This is a genomic window from Neomicrococcus aestuarii (genome assembly GCF_014201135.1).
Lineage (GTDB): Bacteria > Actinomycetota > Actinomycetes > Actinomycetales > Micrococcaceae > Neomicrococcus > Neomicrococcus aestuarii.
The window spans coordinates 1,505,423-1,521,869 of sequence record NZ_JACHDR010000001.1; the positions used below are offsets into that span (position 1 = coordinate 1,505,423).

11 protein-coding genes and 1 pseudogene are annotated in these 16,447 nt (G+C 58.4%); 4 read left to right on the top strand and 8 right to left on the bottom strand.

The features are described 5' to 3' along the window. The first annotated feature begins 38 nt into the window (after nt 1-38). From HD598_RS06720 to HD598_RS06730, 3 genes are read left to right on the top strand one after another with little or no spacing between them, the layout of a single operon-like run. On the top strand, nt 39-1,481 hold the full coding sequence (locus tag HD598_RS06720) for an amino acid permease (protein WP_183664707.1): 1,443 nt from the start codon (nt 39-41) through the stop codon (nt 1,479-1,481). Nucleotides 1,482-1,513: 32 nt separating this feature from the next. After that, entirely contained in the window at nt 1,514-3,586 is a 2,073-nt protein-coding gene (gene pta / locus HD598_RS06725) for a phosphate acetyltransferase (protein WP_183664709.1), read from the top strand. Next, nucleotides 3,586-4,713: an acetate/propionate family kinase gene (locus HD598_RS06730; RefSeq protein ID WP_183664711.1), complete on the top strand. Its 1,128-nt coding sequence runs from the start codon at nt 3,586-3,588 to the stop codon at nt 4,711-4,713. The genes pta and HD598_RS06730 overlap by 1 nt, the downstream gene beginning before the upstream one ends. Before the next feature lie 175 nt (nt 4,714-4,888). On the opposite strand, the gene HD598_RS06735 is transcribed toward HD598_RS06730, so the two are convergent. Continuing rightward, entirely contained in the window at nt 4,889-6,412 is a 1,524-nt protein-coding gene (locus HD598_RS06735; RefSeq protein WP_183664713.1) for an HNH endonuclease signature motif containing protein, read from the bottom strand. Nucleotides 6,413-6,753: 341 nt separating this feature from the next. Between HD598_RS06735 and HD598_RS06740 the strand changes: the two genes are divergently transcribed. Then, on the top strand, nt 6,754-8,505 hold the full coding sequence (locus HD598_RS06740; protein ID WP_183664715.1) for an ABC transporter ATP-binding protein: 1,752 nt from the start codon (nt 6,754-6,756) through the stop codon (nt 8,503-8,505). 106 nt (nt 8,506-8,611) lie between these two features. On the opposite strand, the gene HD598_RS06745 is transcribed toward HD598_RS06740, so the two are convergent. The 7 genes and pseudogenes from HD598_RS06745 to HD598_RS06775 all read right to left on the bottom strand — a co-directional run bounded on the left by HD598_RS06745 (nt 8,612) and on the right by HD598_RS06775 (nt 16,392). After that, nucleotides 8,612-9,541 (bottom strand): ABC transporter permease, encoded by a 930-nt coding sequence (locus HD598_RS06745; protein ID WP_183664717.1) that lies wholly within the window; start codon nt 9,539-9,541, stop codon nt 8,612-8,614. Further along, nucleotides 9,538-10,542, bottom strand: coding sequence for an ABC transporter permease (locus tag HD598_RS06750; RefSeq protein WP_183664719.1), 1,005 nt, complete (start codon nt 10,540-10,542; stop codon nt 9,538-9,540). The genes HD598_RS06745 and HD598_RS06750 overlap by 4 nt, the downstream gene beginning before the upstream one ends. A gap of 74 nt (nt 10,543-10,616) precedes the next feature. Next, nucleotides 10,617-12,293, bottom strand: coding sequence for an ABC transporter substrate-binding protein (locus tag HD598_RS06755; RefSeq protein WP_183664721.1), 1,677 nt, complete (start codon nt 12,291-12,293; stop codon nt 10,617-10,619). 305 nt (nt 12,294-12,598) lie between these two features. Further along, nucleotides 12,599-14,101, bottom strand: a complete 1,503-nt coding sequence (locus tag HD598_RS06760) for an alanine/glycine:cation symporter family protein (RefSeq protein ID WP_183664723.1) — start codon at nt 14,099-14,101, stop codon at nt 12,599-12,601. A 157-nt stretch (nt 14,102-14,258) separates the two neighbouring features. Then, the gene (locus HD598_RS06765; protein ID WP_183664724.1) at nt 14,259-14,570 is read right to left on the bottom strand and encodes an AzlD domain-containing protein; all 312 of its coding nucleotides are present in this window, start codon (nt 14,568-14,570) and stop codon (nt 14,259-14,261) included. 192 nt (nt 14,571-14,762) lie between these two features. Next, nucleotides 14,763-15,491 (bottom strand): annotated as a pseudogene (locus HD598_RS06770) (AzlC family ABC transporter permease); the annotation flags it as partial. 43 nt (nt 15,492-15,534) lie between these two features. Continuing rightward, complete coding sequence (locus HD598_RS06775; RefSeq protein WP_183664728.1) at nt 15,535-16,392, bottom strand: glycerophosphodiester phosphodiesterase; 858 nt, start codon at nt 16,390-16,392, stop codon at nt 15,535-15,537. Nucleotides 16,393-16,447 lie beyond the last annotated feature (55 nt).

Genomic DNA, 16,447 nt, shown 5'->3' on the forward strand with positions numbered 1-16,447 from the left:
CAGTGCGCTCGCACCCGCCTCGCACGGAAAACAGGCTCATGACCACCCCAACTTCTGAGGATCACCTCCAACGGCGCCTCAAGCTCCGGCACATTCGATTCATTGCGCTGGGCACCGCCATTGGAACCGGACTCTTTTACGGTTCTTCTGAGACCATTCAGGCCGCTGGTCCAGCGGTGCTGATCTCTTACATCATCGCCGGATTCGCCGTCTGGATTGTCATGCGCGCGCTCGGTGAGATGGCTGTTCGACACCCGGTTGCCGGTTCCTTCGCGAACTACGCAGACCGTTTCATTGGACCGTACTGGGGATTCATCACGGGCTGGACGTTTACGTTCGAGATGATGGTGGTGGCCGTCGCGGATATGACCGCGGTGGGCAAGTACATGGGCTTCTGGTACCCGGATACTCCGGGCTGGATCTGGATGGTTGCAGCGTTGCTGATCATCGCAGCCCTCAACCTGTTGCGCGTGAGCGTCTTCGGCGAACTCGAGTTCTGGTTCACTTCCATCAAGATCACTGCCATCGTTGCCATGATTATTGGTGGCCTGTACCTGATTGTCTTCGGTATCAACATTGGTGGTCACCAGACCGGCGTTGAGAACCTTGTGGCCCACGATGGTTTCGCACCGTTCGGCGTCTGGGGCATCATCATGAGCCTTGGCATTGTGGTGTTCTCCTTCGGCGGCATGGAAACCCTCGGCATGACCGCGGGCGAGGCCGACGATCCCGAGCGCGCCATCCCGAAGGCTGTTAACACCGTGCCCGTCCGCATTCTGGTGTTCTATGTTCTGTCGATCGGCGTCATGTTGTGCCTGATTCCTTGGAACCAGATTGGCGTTGACGGTTCGCCGTTCGTTCAGGTCTTCGGACAGCTGGGGTTGCCCGCCGCCGAGCACGTCATGAACGGCGTGGTTCTAACCGCCGCGCTGTCCGCGATGAACGCCATTTTCTACGCCGGAACGCGCACCATGTACGGTCTTGCCGAGCAGGGCCAGGCACCTAAGTCCTTCTTACACACCACTCGCGACGGCATTCCGTTGGTTCCGGTCTTCATCATCGTCGCTGTCATCGCCTTGGGCCTGGTCGCCTACTTCATCATCCCGGACGCGTTGTTCTTGGTGGTGGCCTCGATCGCCACCTTCGCCACCGTGACCACGTGGATCATGATCCTGATTTCTCACCACCGCATGCGTCGAGAACTTCAGGCTGCCGGTGCCGCCAGCACGTCTTTCCAGCTCCCAGGATGGCCTTACCTCAACTACATCGCGATCGCCTTCATGGTGGGCGTCATGGTGATCCTTGCGTTCTCCGCAGCGGGTCGCACGGCCCTCATTGTGGGCTTGTCGTGGATGGCTCTGCTGACGTTGGCGTACTTCTTCTGGCTTCCGAAATCCGCACGTCAACGAGTCGAGTTGGAGCCGCTGGAGTGGCAGGATGAAAAGAAGACGCTGGACCGTCAGGACTCGCGTCCCGAGTAATCACCTCTTATGAGTAGTCGGTAAGGATTCGAATGGCCCGCGGAATTTACATCAGTGCAACAACGTCCCCTTCTGGAAAGTCTCTGATTTCTCTGGGCCTCGCGGATCTTTTGCACCGCCATGCGGACAAGATCGGTTTCTTCCGCCCCATCACGGAGGCGGCGAACCTCGACGAAGATCCCATTGTCCGCATGGTGGCATCCGCCTTTGAGCTTCCGATCACTCGAGCCCGCGCTGGCATGACGCGCACGGAGAGCCGCGAGTTGATCGTGTCCGGTCAAACGGATGAGATCTACTCGCGCTCTCTTGAGGTTTTTGAGTCCATCGCCGAAGAGTGCGATGTTGTCATTGTTGAGGGCACCGACCTCACGGGCCACGACTTCGCGGTGGAATTTGATCTAAACGCCCGCTTGGCCAATCATCTGGGTTGCCACGTGGTGGGCGTCGTGAACGCGCACGGACTCACGGTTGATGAAGCTGTGGATGCTATCGACGTCGCACGCTCCTCCTTCTACGACGAAAAAGTCTCGCTGCTGTCCATGATCGTGAACCGTGCGAACGCTTCGGAAGCTGCAGCACTTCAGGAAAAAGCTCGGCCAGGTCTGCACAACCGCAAGGTGTACGTGATCCCCGAGATTGAGGAGATCGTCAACCCCACCGTTGGTGAGATCGCGTCCACTCTCGATGCCCAGCTCATTGCCGGCGCCCCCCTGCTGGATCGCGAGGTCAAGCATGTGCTGGTTGCGGCGATGAATGTGGGCTACTTCTTGGAACGCCTGCGAGATGAAGCGTTCATCATTACCCCGGCAGACCGATCTGACATCCTCACCACCGCTATCGCAACCTCGCGGACGCCGTCGTTCCCTGCAACGTCCGGCATCCTGCTCACCGGCCCGCGCCCCGTGGAAGACTCCGTGCTGCCACTCCTCGCGGAGGCGCCGTTCCCGGTGTTCACTTCCGTCGAGGACACCTACACGAGCGCGCACAAGGTGTGGGACGTGCGAGGCGAGCTGTCGAGCGGACAGCCGCGCAAGGTAGCGGCCGCGTTGGGCCAGTGGTACAAATCCATCGACGAAGCTGAACTGCTCGAACGCATGCACTTGCCCGCACCCACCACCATGACTCCGTTACGCTTCCTGCACGGGCTGATCGAGCGTGCCCGTAAGGCTCAACAGCGCATCGTGTTGCCCGAGAGCGAGGATGTGCGCATTCTTGAGGCCGCCGAAATCATTCACCGCCGCGGCATTTGCGAGCTCGTGATCTTGGGCGATCTCAAGCAGGTCCGCGAACTCTCCAACCAGCACGGCTTCGACCTGTCCGGTATCGAGATTATCGATCCGTCCAAGAGCGAGCACCTCGAAAACTTCGCTCAAGAGTACGCCCGACTGCGAGCCCATAAGGGAGTCAGCATCGAGCAGGCTCGTGAGCGCATGCTCGAACGTTCCTACTTCGGCACCATGATGGTTCACTTGGGACTCGCGGATGGCATGGTGTCAGGCGCGGCCCACACCACTGCGAACACCATTCGACCGTCCCTTGAGTTCATCAAGACGCGCCCCGGCGTGAAGATCGTGTCGTCCGTATTCCTGATGCTGCTTGAGGACCGAGTGTTGGTCTACGGTGACTGCGCTGTGAACCCGGAACCGAATGCCGAGCAGCTTGCTGACATCGCGGTGGCTTCCGCTGCCACAGCACGCCAGTTCGGGGTGGAGCCTCGTGTAGCGATGCTGTCCTACTCCACCGGTACTTCTGGTTCCGGAGGTGCGGTGGATGACGTGCGCGCGGCGACCGAACTGGTGCGTGATTTGGCCCCGGATTTGGCGGTGGATGGTCCTATTCAGTACGACGCCGCTGTGGATGCGTCGATCGGTGCGTCTAAGTTGCCGGGTTCCTCCGTCGCGGGACAAGCCACCGTGTTTGTGTTCCCCGATCTGAACACTGGCAACAACACCTACAAGGCGGTCCAGCAGTCTGCTGGCGCCGTGGCTGTTGGCCCGATCTTGCAGGGCCTCAACAAGGCCGTTAATGATCTCTCGCGCGGCTGCACCGTGGAGGACATCGTCAACACCGTTGCCATCACGGCTATCCAAGCTCAGGAGTCCTAATGCTCATTCTGGTCATCAATTCCGGTTCGTCTTCCCTGAAGTATCAGGTTCTGGACACTGCTACAGACGAGGTTCTGACGTCCGGACTCGTGGAACGCATCGGCGCTTCCGAGATCAAGGATCACGGCCAGGCACTTGACCTGGTCGCGGAAAGCGTGAGCGAGATCTTGGGCGATCGTGAGATCGATGGCGTTGGGCACCGCGTTGTTCACGGCGGCGAACGCTTCTCCAAGCCAGTGCTGATAAATCCCGAAATCACGCGAGCCATCGAACGTCTAGCTCCCCTTGCACCGCTGCATAATCCGGCCGCGGTCCTAGGCATTCGGGCAATCACCGCTAAGTGGCCGCACTTGCCGCAGGTTGCTGTCTTCGACACCGCCTTCCACCGCACAATGCCCGAACACGTCTGGCGTTACGCGGTTCCCGACGAGCTGTACTCGCGCTATGGCGTCCGCCGATACGGATTCCATGGCACTAGCCATGACCTTGTCACCGGGCTGGCCGCCGACTACCTGGGTATCGATCGCCAAAACTTCAACGCCGTCATTTGCCATCTCGGAAACGGTGCGTCCGCTACGGCCATCAAGAACGGCGAGTCCGTGGACACTTCCATGGGGTACACGCCTCTTGAAGGGCTCGTCATGGGGACCCGTTCAGGAGACCTTGACCCGTCTATCGTGACCCAGCTGGTCATGCGTGGGGCTTTCACGGCGGCGGAACTGGACACCATCCTGAACAAGCAGTCCGGTCTCTTGGCGTTAGCTGGCGATGCAGACATGCGTGCGGTTACGGAAGGCGCCGCAGCCGGAGACGAGCACGCCGAACTGGCGCTCACCTCGGCCTCTTACCGATTATCTAAGTACATTGCCGGTTATCACGTGGCCGTAGGTGGCGCTCAAGCGATCGTTTTCACGGCGGGAATTGGCGAAAACTCCATTGTCTTCCGCGAGCGCGTCTGCGCTCCGTTGGAAGTTTTGGGTGTTCGGCTCGATCCCGAGCTCAATGCTGTCCGCTCAGGCGAAGTTCGACGAATCTCCACCGAAGACTCCGCAATTACCGTGCTGGTAGCCCCAACGAACGAAGAATCTGCTATCGCTCGGGCAGCAGAAAAGCTCATCCGCGGCTAACACCGCGTGCGGCGCCATCGCTCCCACATGAAGATGGCGCCGCGTTTTTCCTTGCTCTTATCTCTCGTCTCTCTTTTCAGTTTTCAATCCGCGATCGTGTCAGCAACCTTTTAGACGCACCGCACAAGTCATAGCCCTCCCCACCCCTGCGCCGCGCTTCGACAAAGATGGCTGGTCAGACGGTGAGCGCTAACTGCTCCGGCTTCTCCGGATGGAAAAACACGTTCCTCAACAGTCGCTGGTTTGGGTCCACTGCAAGAGGTGGCTTCCAGAAGGGAACACCCGAGCGCATGTCGATCGTCCACTCAGTTTCGTGCACCACGTGGTGGTGGAACGAGCAAACTAGTGCGGCATTCTCGAGAGTCGTTACTCCCCCGCGAGAGTATTCGTGCACATGGTGGGCTTGGCATTTATCCATTCCCGTCTGACATCCAGGAAAGGTGCATCCCCTATCCCGGGCATAGAGAATCTTGCGTTGTTCTGCGCTGAAGAGGCGCGCCCGGTTACCGGCGTCAACCACTTGGGACCCTGATCCTAAAACGACCGGCAACAGGTCGGCGTTACACGCAAGCTGCCGGATCACCCGAGGATTAATAGGGCCAGAGTGGACTGCATCCGAACGAAACAACCGGTCCGAAGCTTTGAGGTCCCTCTCGAGGCTCTCGTGATCAATGTTCACCATGACCTGCGGTTGGTAGCCGCCGTGAATAGAGAACTTTCCGGTCTGAAGCCCGACGGTGAGCGCGTGAATCGCGCCGTCTAGCCGCTTCTGACCCAACGAACGTTTGTCTTTCGGTGGTTCCACCGCTTTCCCGTTCTCATCACGCGCCGTTGCCGCAGGCTCTAAAGGTTCATCGCCAACGGCAGCGTCCTTGAGCTCATGGTTCTTCGTGCGCGGATTGACTTCCGGAGCAATGGCGGTCAGAAGGACCTCGTGTTGCAAATCATCCACGCGCATCAGCCACTGATGAAAGCCAAACTTTTTGCCCTGATAGAAAGCTCCCTGATACTGCTGCCGAACTTCTTCCGACGGGAGCACTCCCATCGAATGAATGCGAGCTTCCCAGACTTTGATTGCGCGACAAACGGCCGCCGGCGTACCTGTTTCGGCAGTCTTAATGAGTCCGGACTCGATGCGATCCGTCATCACGGCTGCTTCGTCGTCGTTCTCACTAATTTGCTTGATAGGAGCCTGCAAGTTCCCCAACGAAGTAATGATCCGCGCCGCGGCGTCCACGCCAACTGCGCCGCTCTGAAATGCATCCCTGACAAACGGATGTGCAATCGCCACATCACCGTCAACGCTTTCCACCGGGGTGATCGCCCTCGCGACGGTCAGCCACCGCCGAACCTCGGCTGGTGAAATATGCATCACCTGAGAGAGCCGCTCTTCCACACTCCGAAACCGAGTACGAGACGTCGAGATCTTTCCGGCTTGCAGCGCTGCAATATCGGCTTCCATGCGGGATGCCAGCGCGACCTTAGCGCGATCGACGTGGTGCGTCAGCAACTGAAGATTCCGCGCAAGTGTTTCAAGTTCTGACAACGATGTGGGAATTAGCGTGAGCGCTTCCGCATGGGAGGCCAGTTGGCTTTGCATGAGACGAGTGTCTTCAAGAAGCCTCGATACCGATTGCTCGGTCGCATCGTAGGAATCAGCGAGTGCCGCTGACGCTTGGACAGAACATGAAGCGTTCATGAATCCAGCATAGTAACTATCTACGATAAATAGAAGAGATAAGAGTAAATGTGAATAACCGTGTCGCTTCGCAAGCGAGAGCCCGAGATCCACAGAATTAGTGTACAAATCCGGCATAGCGCGGAGCGTGGGAAACATCGGGTGATGAGATGAGTCCAGTAGACCTGCTCCGCACCCTTGCATAGAACAGATATTCGACATACAGTAAACGAGCGGGAACATCCTCGGTGGAACGAGATCCATCGACCTAGGCGCCGCACCAAAGTCGGATAAGTCGGGAAATCGGGAGGTACTCGTGATGCGCATCACCCAAAAGACTCAAAGTCAGGCAGAATAGTGAAATGACCACTTCGGGAAATGACGTATCGAGCACACCGAATGACGCCTCAGTAGAGACGCCACCCTTGCTGGAGATTCAGAACCTCGACGTCAGCTTCTCCACGAACTACGGGGATGTTGCTGCCGTGCAGGGCGCATCCCTGACCGTGCGCAAGGGGCAGACAGTGGCGATCGTGGGCGAATCCGGCTCTGGAAAATCCACCACTGCCATGGCGGCCATCGGACTGTTAGCGGGTTCCGGCCGCATTACCGTCGGGTCCATCAAGCTCGATGGCCAAGAGCTCACCACGCTTCCTGAATCGAAACTACGCAGCATCCGTGGCCGAGATATCGGCATGGTGCCTCAAGATCCCATGTCCAACCTGAATCCGGTAACGAAGATCGGCAGCCAGATCGCCGAGACGCTCTTGGTGCACAAAATGGCGACACCTAAGAACGTCAAAGAAAAGGTCCTGGAAACGCTGCGGTCCGCCGGCGTTCCAAATCCAGAGAAACGCGCAGACCAGTACCCGCACGAACTCTCAGGCGGTCTGCGCCAACGCGCACTCATTGCTATTGGCTTGGCCTGCCAGCCGCGCTTGCTCATCGCAGATGAACCCACCTCAGCACTCGACGTGACGGTGCAGCAGACCATCCTGGATCAGATTCAGAAGATGACAGCTGAGCTCGGAACCGCAGTCCTTCTCATCACCCATGACCTCGGACTCGCTGCCGAACGTGCGTCAGAGCTCGTGGTCATGCACCGCGGCAAGGTGGTAGAAACCGGACCAGCCAAAGAAATCCTCACCAATCCGCAGCACCCCTACACACAATCCCTCGTGGCCGCCGCACCGTCTGTGGCAGCCGCCCGACTACGGCCCGGTGCGTACTCGGGAACTTCAGCTGCGTCGTCGTCCTCTGAAAGCGACTCAACCACCCAGCACGACGACGCCTCCGTGCAGTCCCAGCCCGCCCCGAATCTTGTGGAGGTCCGCGATCTCACCAAGATTTACCCGGTGCGCGGCTCGAAAGAAGATTTTTACGCGGCAAAGAATGTCAGTTTCGACGTGCCTCGGGGTTCGACGGTCGCGATTGTGGGTGAATCCGGTTCAGGCAAGACGACGACGGCACGCATGTTGCTGAAGCTCATTGAACCGAGCTCGGGAACCATGACTTTCGACGGGCAAGATATTGCGACGTTGGATAAAGCTCAGCTTCGAGCATTCCGCCAACGTGTGCAGCCCGTGTTTCAAGATCCATATTCTTCGCTCAACCCCATGTTCACGGTGGGGCGGATCATTCAGGAGCCGCTCGATACTTACAAGCGTGGCACGGTCAAAGAGCGCCGTGTTCGAGTGGCCGAGCTACTCAAAGAGGTGTCGTTGCCTCCGGAGATGGCCAGCAGATACCCCTCGGAGCTGTCGGGCGGCCAGCGCCAACGTGTCGCGATTGCGCGCGCCCTAGCGCTCCAGCCGGACTTGATGGTGTGCGACGAACCCGTCTCCGCCCTCGACGTTCTGGTGCAGTCTCAGATCCTCAAGCTCTTGGGGAAGCTCCAGCAGGAGTTTGGGCTGTCCTATCTGTTCATCTCCCATGACCTCGCGGTAGTCCGACTGATTTCGGACTTCGTATGTGTCATGAAGGACGGTGAGGTTGTGGAGGCTGCGACGTCGGAAGAGATTTTCACCAATCCGCGACATCCCTACACTCGTCAGCTTCTCGCTTCCATTCCCGGAAACGAGCTCAACATCGCCATGGATCCAGACGCGGCCTAAAGAGACGGTTAAACGAATAGCCCGCGCATCCTCGACGTTCCAAGGTGCGCGGGCTATTCGATTGCGGACAGTTACTGACTGCGCTTCGCGAGCTAACCGCTATGACCTACCGCCGGCGAGACTTCGGATCCAACGCTTCGCGCAAGGACTCACCCAGCAGCGTGAATCCAAGTGCCGTAATGGCGATGCAAATGCCGGGAAGGAAAGCGAGCTGCGGAGCAATTCCCAGCTCGGTCTGCGCGTACGTGAGCATGCGACCCCATTCAGCCGTCTGCGGGAGACCGCCACCCAATCCCAAGAAGGACAAGGCCGCGGCATCGATGACCGCTGTAGCCAGAGTCAGCGTGGCCTGCACAATAACCGGACCCACCGAGTTTGGAAGCAAGTGGCTCATGGTGATGGTGCGTCGGCTCAATCCCAAGGTCTGGGCCGCCAAAATGTAGTCCGCACCCTTTTGCTGGAGCATGCTCGAACGGAGCAGTCGGGCAAAGATGGGCACTTGAGAAGCGCCGATAGCGATCATGACGGCATACTGCCCTTGACCCAGCACCGCAGCGATAGACACCGCGAGCAGCAAGTTCGGAACGGACAGCAGAATGTCCACCAATCGCATCACCACAGCATCTACCCAGCCGCCAAAACCTCCGGCCAGAAGGCCAAGGATCATGCCGCCCACGAGACCCAGCGCGGTCGAAACAATGCCGATCATCAAAGACGCTTGCGCACCCCACAACAGCTTGGAGAGAACGTCTCCGCCGAACCGGTCAAGGCCCAGCGGGTACGCCGAAATTTCGCCAGGACCAGGGATATGCGTGGGGGTGATCTCGCGTCGGCCCGGCAAGGCGTCGCCACCGTACGGGGCTAAGACCGGCGCTAACAAGGCCACCAGGATGAATGCAGCCACAATGATGGCGCCAACGATCGCGGCCGGATTGCGGCGAAGCCTGTGAAAGGCGTCTTTCCACACGCTTCCGCTGACGATGCCAGGCTCAGGCGTTGGATCAGCCGTGGTAATTGATGCTTCGTTGATGCTCATTGCACACGCACCCTTGGATCAATGAATCCGTATGAGATATCAACCAGCAGGTTGATCATGGAATACAGGATCGCGATGAAAATAATGAACCCTTGGAGAACGGGGTAATCAAGGTTGAAGATGGCGTCTCGCAAGAATCGTCCAATGCCGTTGAAGGCGAACACCGTCTCCGTCAGGACAGCGCCCGAGATCAGCAAGCCCGTTTGCAGACCGATGGTCGTGGACACGGGAAGCATGGCATTGCGGAGGACGAAGCGGTTTCGGATCAGCCCGGGCGTAAGGCCCTTCGCTTTAGCGGTGCGCACGAAGTCCGCGTTCTGAACTTCCAGAACCGAAGCGCGCGTGATGCGGACGATGATCGCTAGCGGGATGGTTCCTAGCGCAATTCCCGGCAGGATCAAGTGCATGATGGCATCCCATGCGGCGTCCCATTCTGCCGTCAGGATTCCGTCAAGCACGTAGAAGTCGGTGACATGAGTGGCGTCGATCCGAGGGTTCTGCCGACCGTCCGTGGGGAACAGAGGGATCTTGATGGCAAAAATCCACTTGAGGATGAACGCGAGAAAGAAGACGGGGATGACGACGCCGAAGAGGGATAAGAACACGGAGAAGTTGTCCTGCCACTTATTCACATGCGTGGCAGCCCAATAGCCCAACGGAATACCAATGCCAATAGCAAAGATGAGCGCAACAACCGTGAGCTCAAGAGTCGCGGGGAAACGCGTCGCAAACTCTTCCAGAACTGGGCGGTTGGTCTGCAAAGACGTACCGAAGTCCCCGCTGAGCATCTTTCCGATGTACGTGAAGTACTGCTCAATGAGCGGCTTGTTAAAGCCATACGCTTCATTGATACGGGCAACGGCGTCGGGGGTGGCCTTGTCCCCCAAAAGTGCTGTGGCCGGACCGCCGGGCAAGGATCGAACCCAGAGGAAAAGCAGAATAGATAGCCCCACAAGCGTGGGGATCAGCAGCGCGATGCGCTTACCGATGACTTTGAGCATGGTTACCTTCCGCTCATGTGAGAGTGCGGCGCATCGGACGCACGCACCGCACTCTCACTTAGGAATAACGAGAACTACTTGGTGAGCTTGATCAGGTTGAAGCTCTCGTCATTGACTGGGCTCGAAGGGTAGGACTCCACGCGCTCCGCGAAGGCCAGCGATGGGGCTGGGTGCGCGAGTGGAACTGCCGGTACAAGCTCGGAGACCTGCTTGTTGATGGCCTCATAGAGCGGGGTCTGAGCTTCAAGCTTGGGCTCTTCGCGAGCTTCATCGAGCTTCTCAAACAGGTCAGCGTCCTTGAATCCAAACTCCGGCTTCTCACGGCCGAAGAACACGCCAACGAAGTTGTCCGTGTCGTTGTAGTCGCCCGTCCAACCCAGCAAGTGAATGCCGTGGTCTTCGGAGGACTGAATGCGATCCAGGTAGTCAGGCGACCACTTGTTTGGCTGCGCGCTGACCTTGATGCCAACTTCTTCCAGCTGCGCTGAAATGTTGGTGAATACCTGTTCTGGCGTCGGCATGTACGGCCGGGAAACACCCGTTGGGTAGTTGAACTTCACGGTGAAGCCGTCTGGGTATCCGGCTTCGGCGAGGAGCTGCTTGGCCTTCTCCGGATCGTAATCGTACTTCTCAACATCCTCGGTGTAGCCGTTGACTACTTCCGGAATGAACTCGATGGCCTTTTTGGTGCCCTCGGGCAAGGTCTGCTTGATAAGCGCATCCTTGTCGATCGCGTAAGCAATCGCTTGACGCACCTTGAGATCCTTGAGTTCCTTGACGGTCTGGTTGATGCCCAAGTAGAGAATGGTGAATGGTTCGCGGGCAACAATGTTGAAGCCGGCGTCCTTCAAAGACTGAGTATCGGAGGGCGAAACCAAGTCATAACCGTCAATGGTGCCGGCTTCGAGTGCCTGGCGGCGAGCCGTTGGCTCATCGATGACACGGAAGATGATCTTTTCGATCTGTCCCTTTTCACCCCAGTAGTCAGGGTTGGCGGAGAGATTGATTTCCTGTCCTGGGCTCCACGAATCGAATTTGAAGGGGCCGGTGCCTACCGGATGACCCTTCGCGTACTCGGAAAGCACTGGCGACTCGGCAGTACCAGTCACTTCATCAGCCTTGAACTCCTCAAGAGCCTTTGGCGACTGCATGGCGAAGGCGGGGAGTGAGAGAGCCGCGATGAAGCCAGCAAAAGGCTTGGCCAAGGTGACCTTGGCTTCGGAGTCAGAGGTCGCTTCGCAAGACTTGTAAACCGCGTTCGCCGGCTTGTCTGCGTAGCCCTTGAACAGCGACGCGTAGTAGTAGCCCACGGACTCGGCTTGCTGGAGGCCCTTGAAGTTGTACCAGCGGTCAAAGTTGAAGCAGACGGCCTCAGCATTGAATTCAGTGCCGTCTTGGAACTTCACACCTGTTTTGAGCTTGAAGTCATACGTCATGCCATCTTCGGAGGCAGTCCAGGACTCAGCCAAGAGCGGCTCGGGATCAGCCGATCCCTGCTTCACACCCACTAGGCCCTCAAAAATCTGCCGGGAAATACGGAAAGATTCACCGTCAGAAGCGTATGCCGGATCCAAAGACTTCGGATCTGAAGACGCAGCGAAGACGAACGTGGAGTTGACGGAACTATCGGCGGAGCCGGAAGAGCTACTGGTGTTGTCGCGTTGCGATTGAACGCAGCCGCTCAAAACGAGAGCTCCCACAGCCAGCATGGCGGCGGAGGAGAGAGCGCCTTTGCTGAATTTCAGAGACATGACGAATTCCCTTTGGTCGAGTGACGCGAAAAGATGAAATAACCTTTTCACTTCCGGGAAGCCTACCCTGATATGTGGTGTGGGTCACGCAAAATGTACGCATTTGAAAGCAAACGTTCACAAATATTTAACGCGAGCCAGAAACGCGCCGGAGAAAAAGAAAACCACGAGTAAACAGCCAAGAGGTAACTGCGGAACAAAAGGGAATACAGCCGAAAAATAAAGAGACCGCCGACCGCCCTCCCAGAAGGAGCAGCGGCCGGCGGCCTCAATGCAAGCGGGAACGCTTACAGAATTACGCGAACTTAGATTCGTTCAGAAGTGTGCTTACGCAGAGTAGAGGAGGAGCCCAGAACGTCTCCGTCCTTCCAGTCCTGCCAGCCTTCGCGACCGCCCATGAAGGCCTCGATCTCTTCCTTGCTGGCGGTCAGCTTTGGATCATGCTTGAGGTAGTGGCGCGTTTCGCGGGCCACCATGCCAGACATGATGAGCAAACCAATGAGGTTCGGGAAGGCCATGAGGCCGTTCATGACGTCGGAGAAGTTCCAGACGACACCCAACTGAACCGTGCAGCCAACGAAGACAACGAGTGAGAAGAGCACACGGAACGGCATAACCGCGCCGCGACCGAAGAGGCGCTCAACGTTACGTTCGCCATAGTAGGCCCAACCCAGAATGGTGGAGTAGGCGAACATGACCAGACCGATGGTCACAATCCAGTGGCCCCAGGTTCCTGGAAGACCGTGCGTGAAGGCCTCGCCGGTCATGATGGCGGCGGAGATCTGCTTGCCGGACTCATCAACCTGCGACCAAACGCCGGTAGTGATGATGACCAAGCCGGTGCAAGAAACCACAATAATGGTGTCAATGAAGGTCTGAGTCATCGATACCAAGCCCTGGCGAACAGGGTGGGTGGTCTGAGCGGCTGCGGCAGCGATAGCTGCAGAACCCATGCCGGATTCGTTAGAGAAGATACCGCGAGCAACACCGTACTGAACGGCGATGATAATCGCGGAGCCAGCAAAGCCGCCGACGGCAGACGTGCCCGTGAATGCCTCGCTGAAGATCTGAGCGAAAGCCGCAGGAACAGCGCCAATGTTGGCGATCAAGATGTAGAGAGCGCCGAGCACGTAGAAGATGATCATGATGGGCACGAAGCCTGCGGTGACCTTACCGATGGACTTGATGCCGCCCACCAGAACAATCAGAGTAGCGCCGGCAAGAACTACGCCGGTGATCCACGTTGGGATGCTGAAGGAGTGCTCGAGGTTCACAGCGATGGAGTTACCCTGCGTCATGTTTCCAATACCGAAACACGCAAGAACTGCGAAGATTGCGAAAGCTAGGCCGAGGATCTTGCCAACGGGTCCCTTGATACCGCGCTGCAAGTAGACCTGAGGACCACCGGACTTTTCGCCGGCTTCGTCCGTGGTGCGGTAGCGCACACCGAGGTATGCCTCGGTGTACTTGGATGCCATACCCAAAACGCCGGTAACCCACATCCAGAAGAGAGCGCCCGGTCCACCGATGCCGATGGCCGTTGCCACGCCGACGATGTTACCCGTACCAACTGTTGCGGCAAGCGCCGTAGTAAGTGCCTGGAACTGGGAGATATCGCCTTCAGAACCCTTGTCCTTGCGGCGGAGAATACCGAGATCGAGTCCAGCCCAAAGCCGGATAAATTGAATGCCGCCAAGACGGATGGTCAGGTAGATGCCGGTTCCTAGGAGGAGCGGAATGAGGAAGAAAGGTCCCCAAACAAAGCTTCCGATTTCTCCTAGGAATTCCTCCACGTTTGTCCAAAACATGTGAATTCCATTCTTCAATTGGTGCGAGCAAGATCTGAGGCAGTGATGAGCACCACAGATGGGGATATCGTACGCGAAAAAGAACGCGTTAATCACTCACTTTTGTTACCAACAGGAAAACTTTCTCTAACCCCCGAGGCCGAGTTCAAGAAGGGGGCTATGGCATCCCGGCCAGCCGCAGAAGCGCGGCCGTCAGAGCACCCGCAATCACCACTACTAAGAATGAAGCCTTGAAGTACAGCGCCACTCCAGCCACCAGCAACGCGCCAACACGAGCATCTAGAACTAGCGTCTGACCACTCGCAACAGTGTTCACGATGGTGAGAGAAGCAAGCAGTCCGATGGTAATCATGCCCGCCACCCGGAGAATCCGCTCATCCTGCAAAAACCGCGCCGGAATCAGGTATCCCGCAAACTTCAATCCAAAAGCGGCGGCGCAAGAAATCAGAATCCAACCCCAGAGGTCCATTTAGTGCCCTCCTTCCGGGGCCGCGCCGTCGTTCTGTGTAGGCGAGGTAGTTGGGGGCAGCGACGGTTCCGGGGCCGCGCCGTCGTTCTGTGTAGGCGAGGTAGTTGGGGGCAGCGACGGTTCCGGGGCCGCGCCGTCGTTCTTTGTAGGAGAGGACGACGACGCCTGCTTCCGCGAGGTGCCCGCGTTCGGCTCATCGTAGGGGTTCATTTCCGGCTCGAGCCCCTGACCGCGGCGCCCGCGACCGAACCATCCCCACAATCCCGCGATCAGTGCGGCGATCAGGATGGGGATTCCGGGCGGCGCAAACGGCACTGCAATAACGGTTGCGAGGGCGCAGACGACGGCGATGGCCACCGGTTGGCGGGCCGTCAATCGCGGCCACAACAACGCCAGAAACGCAGCCACGGCGGCTCCGTCGAGGCCCCACTGGCGCGGATCCCCCAGCGCGTCGCCCAGCAGAGCACCTGCAACGATGAACAGATTCCACAACACGAAAACGCCGACGCCGGCAACCCAGAAACCGCGCCGCATTTCGCTGTCGGTGGTCTGGCCGGATGCCGTGGCAAGGGATTCGTCGATGGTCACATGCGCCATGAGGACTTTGGTGAAGCCGTGCGGGCGCATGAGCGCGTTCATTTGCATGCCGTACAGCAAGTTCCGTAAGCCCAGCAGCGTTGCCGCTCCAAAAGCAGAGGCACCCGCGCCTCCGCCAGCAATGACGCCCACGAAAGCGAATTGCGAGCCGCCGGTAAACATGAGCAGCCCCAACGCCATGGTCTGCCAAAAGCTCAAGCCGGACGCCACGGACAATGCCCCAAAAGAGATCCCGTAGAGCCCGGTCGCCAAGGACACGGAGAGCCCAATCTTGGTGGCCGGGGTCAACAGGGAAGAAGCCGCGGTGGAAGGCACGGAAGACATCACTTCACCTTAACAGCGCACCGCAGAACCCCTGAAAACAGGCTCAAATCCCTGTCTCAGCACGTAACGCGGCGGGCCGGTTGCTGGTCAGTTGTTGGACGCCGAGACCGGTCAAATAGGTAGCGTCTGCGAGCGCGTCCACGGTCCACACGCGCAGCACGCGCCCCGAAGAAATCCACGAGGAGACTTGCTCAGGATGTTCGCGCACAAATTCTTTGCCCGGCCCGGCAATTCCTACCACGCCAGTCCCGATGTTCTCGATCCCCCGGTTCAACGCCCCGGTCAGCACATTGGTGACGGCGGTGCGGCCCAGCTGACCGAAGGCCAGTACTTCCTCGACTGCTTCCTCGGTCACGTCGGCCACGAGTTGGCACAAGAACTCGCTCGGCACGCTCTCGCGCAAGTACAGCATCGAGTCCGGATCAAAGCTCATCAAGCTCACCCGCACTTCACCAATCCGGGAAGACTCGGGGTCCCAGCCGTTCTTCATGAGCACTTCCAAGACGCGCTCTTCCAGCCGCCGCCCATAAGGAGAAGGATGCTTCAGCTCAATCGCGAGCCCCAAGGGTCGCCCGGCAGCAACGCACAGTTCAATCAGCTCGGATAGCGTCACGAGCTGGGCGGACCGCGCGCCGTACGCGTCGGGAATGCGCTTGCCCTTCCATGAGGAGTAGTCGAAGCCGCGCAGCTCCTCCAGGGTTCGCGAGGAAATAGCACCCGCGCCGTCGGAGGTTCGCCCCAGTTCGAAGTCGTGGTGGCACACCACTTCTTGGTCTTCGCTCAAGTGGACGTCGCACTCCACGCCGTCCGCGCCCTCGGCGATGGCGTGCAAGTACGCCGCGCGCGTATTTTCGGCGTAAGTTGCGGACGAACCGCGGTGTGCAAAGAACAGTGTCCGCATGCGTTAAACGTAATTGATCTATCGTGTTAACTCGGTGCCACGGTTCAGAAAAAGG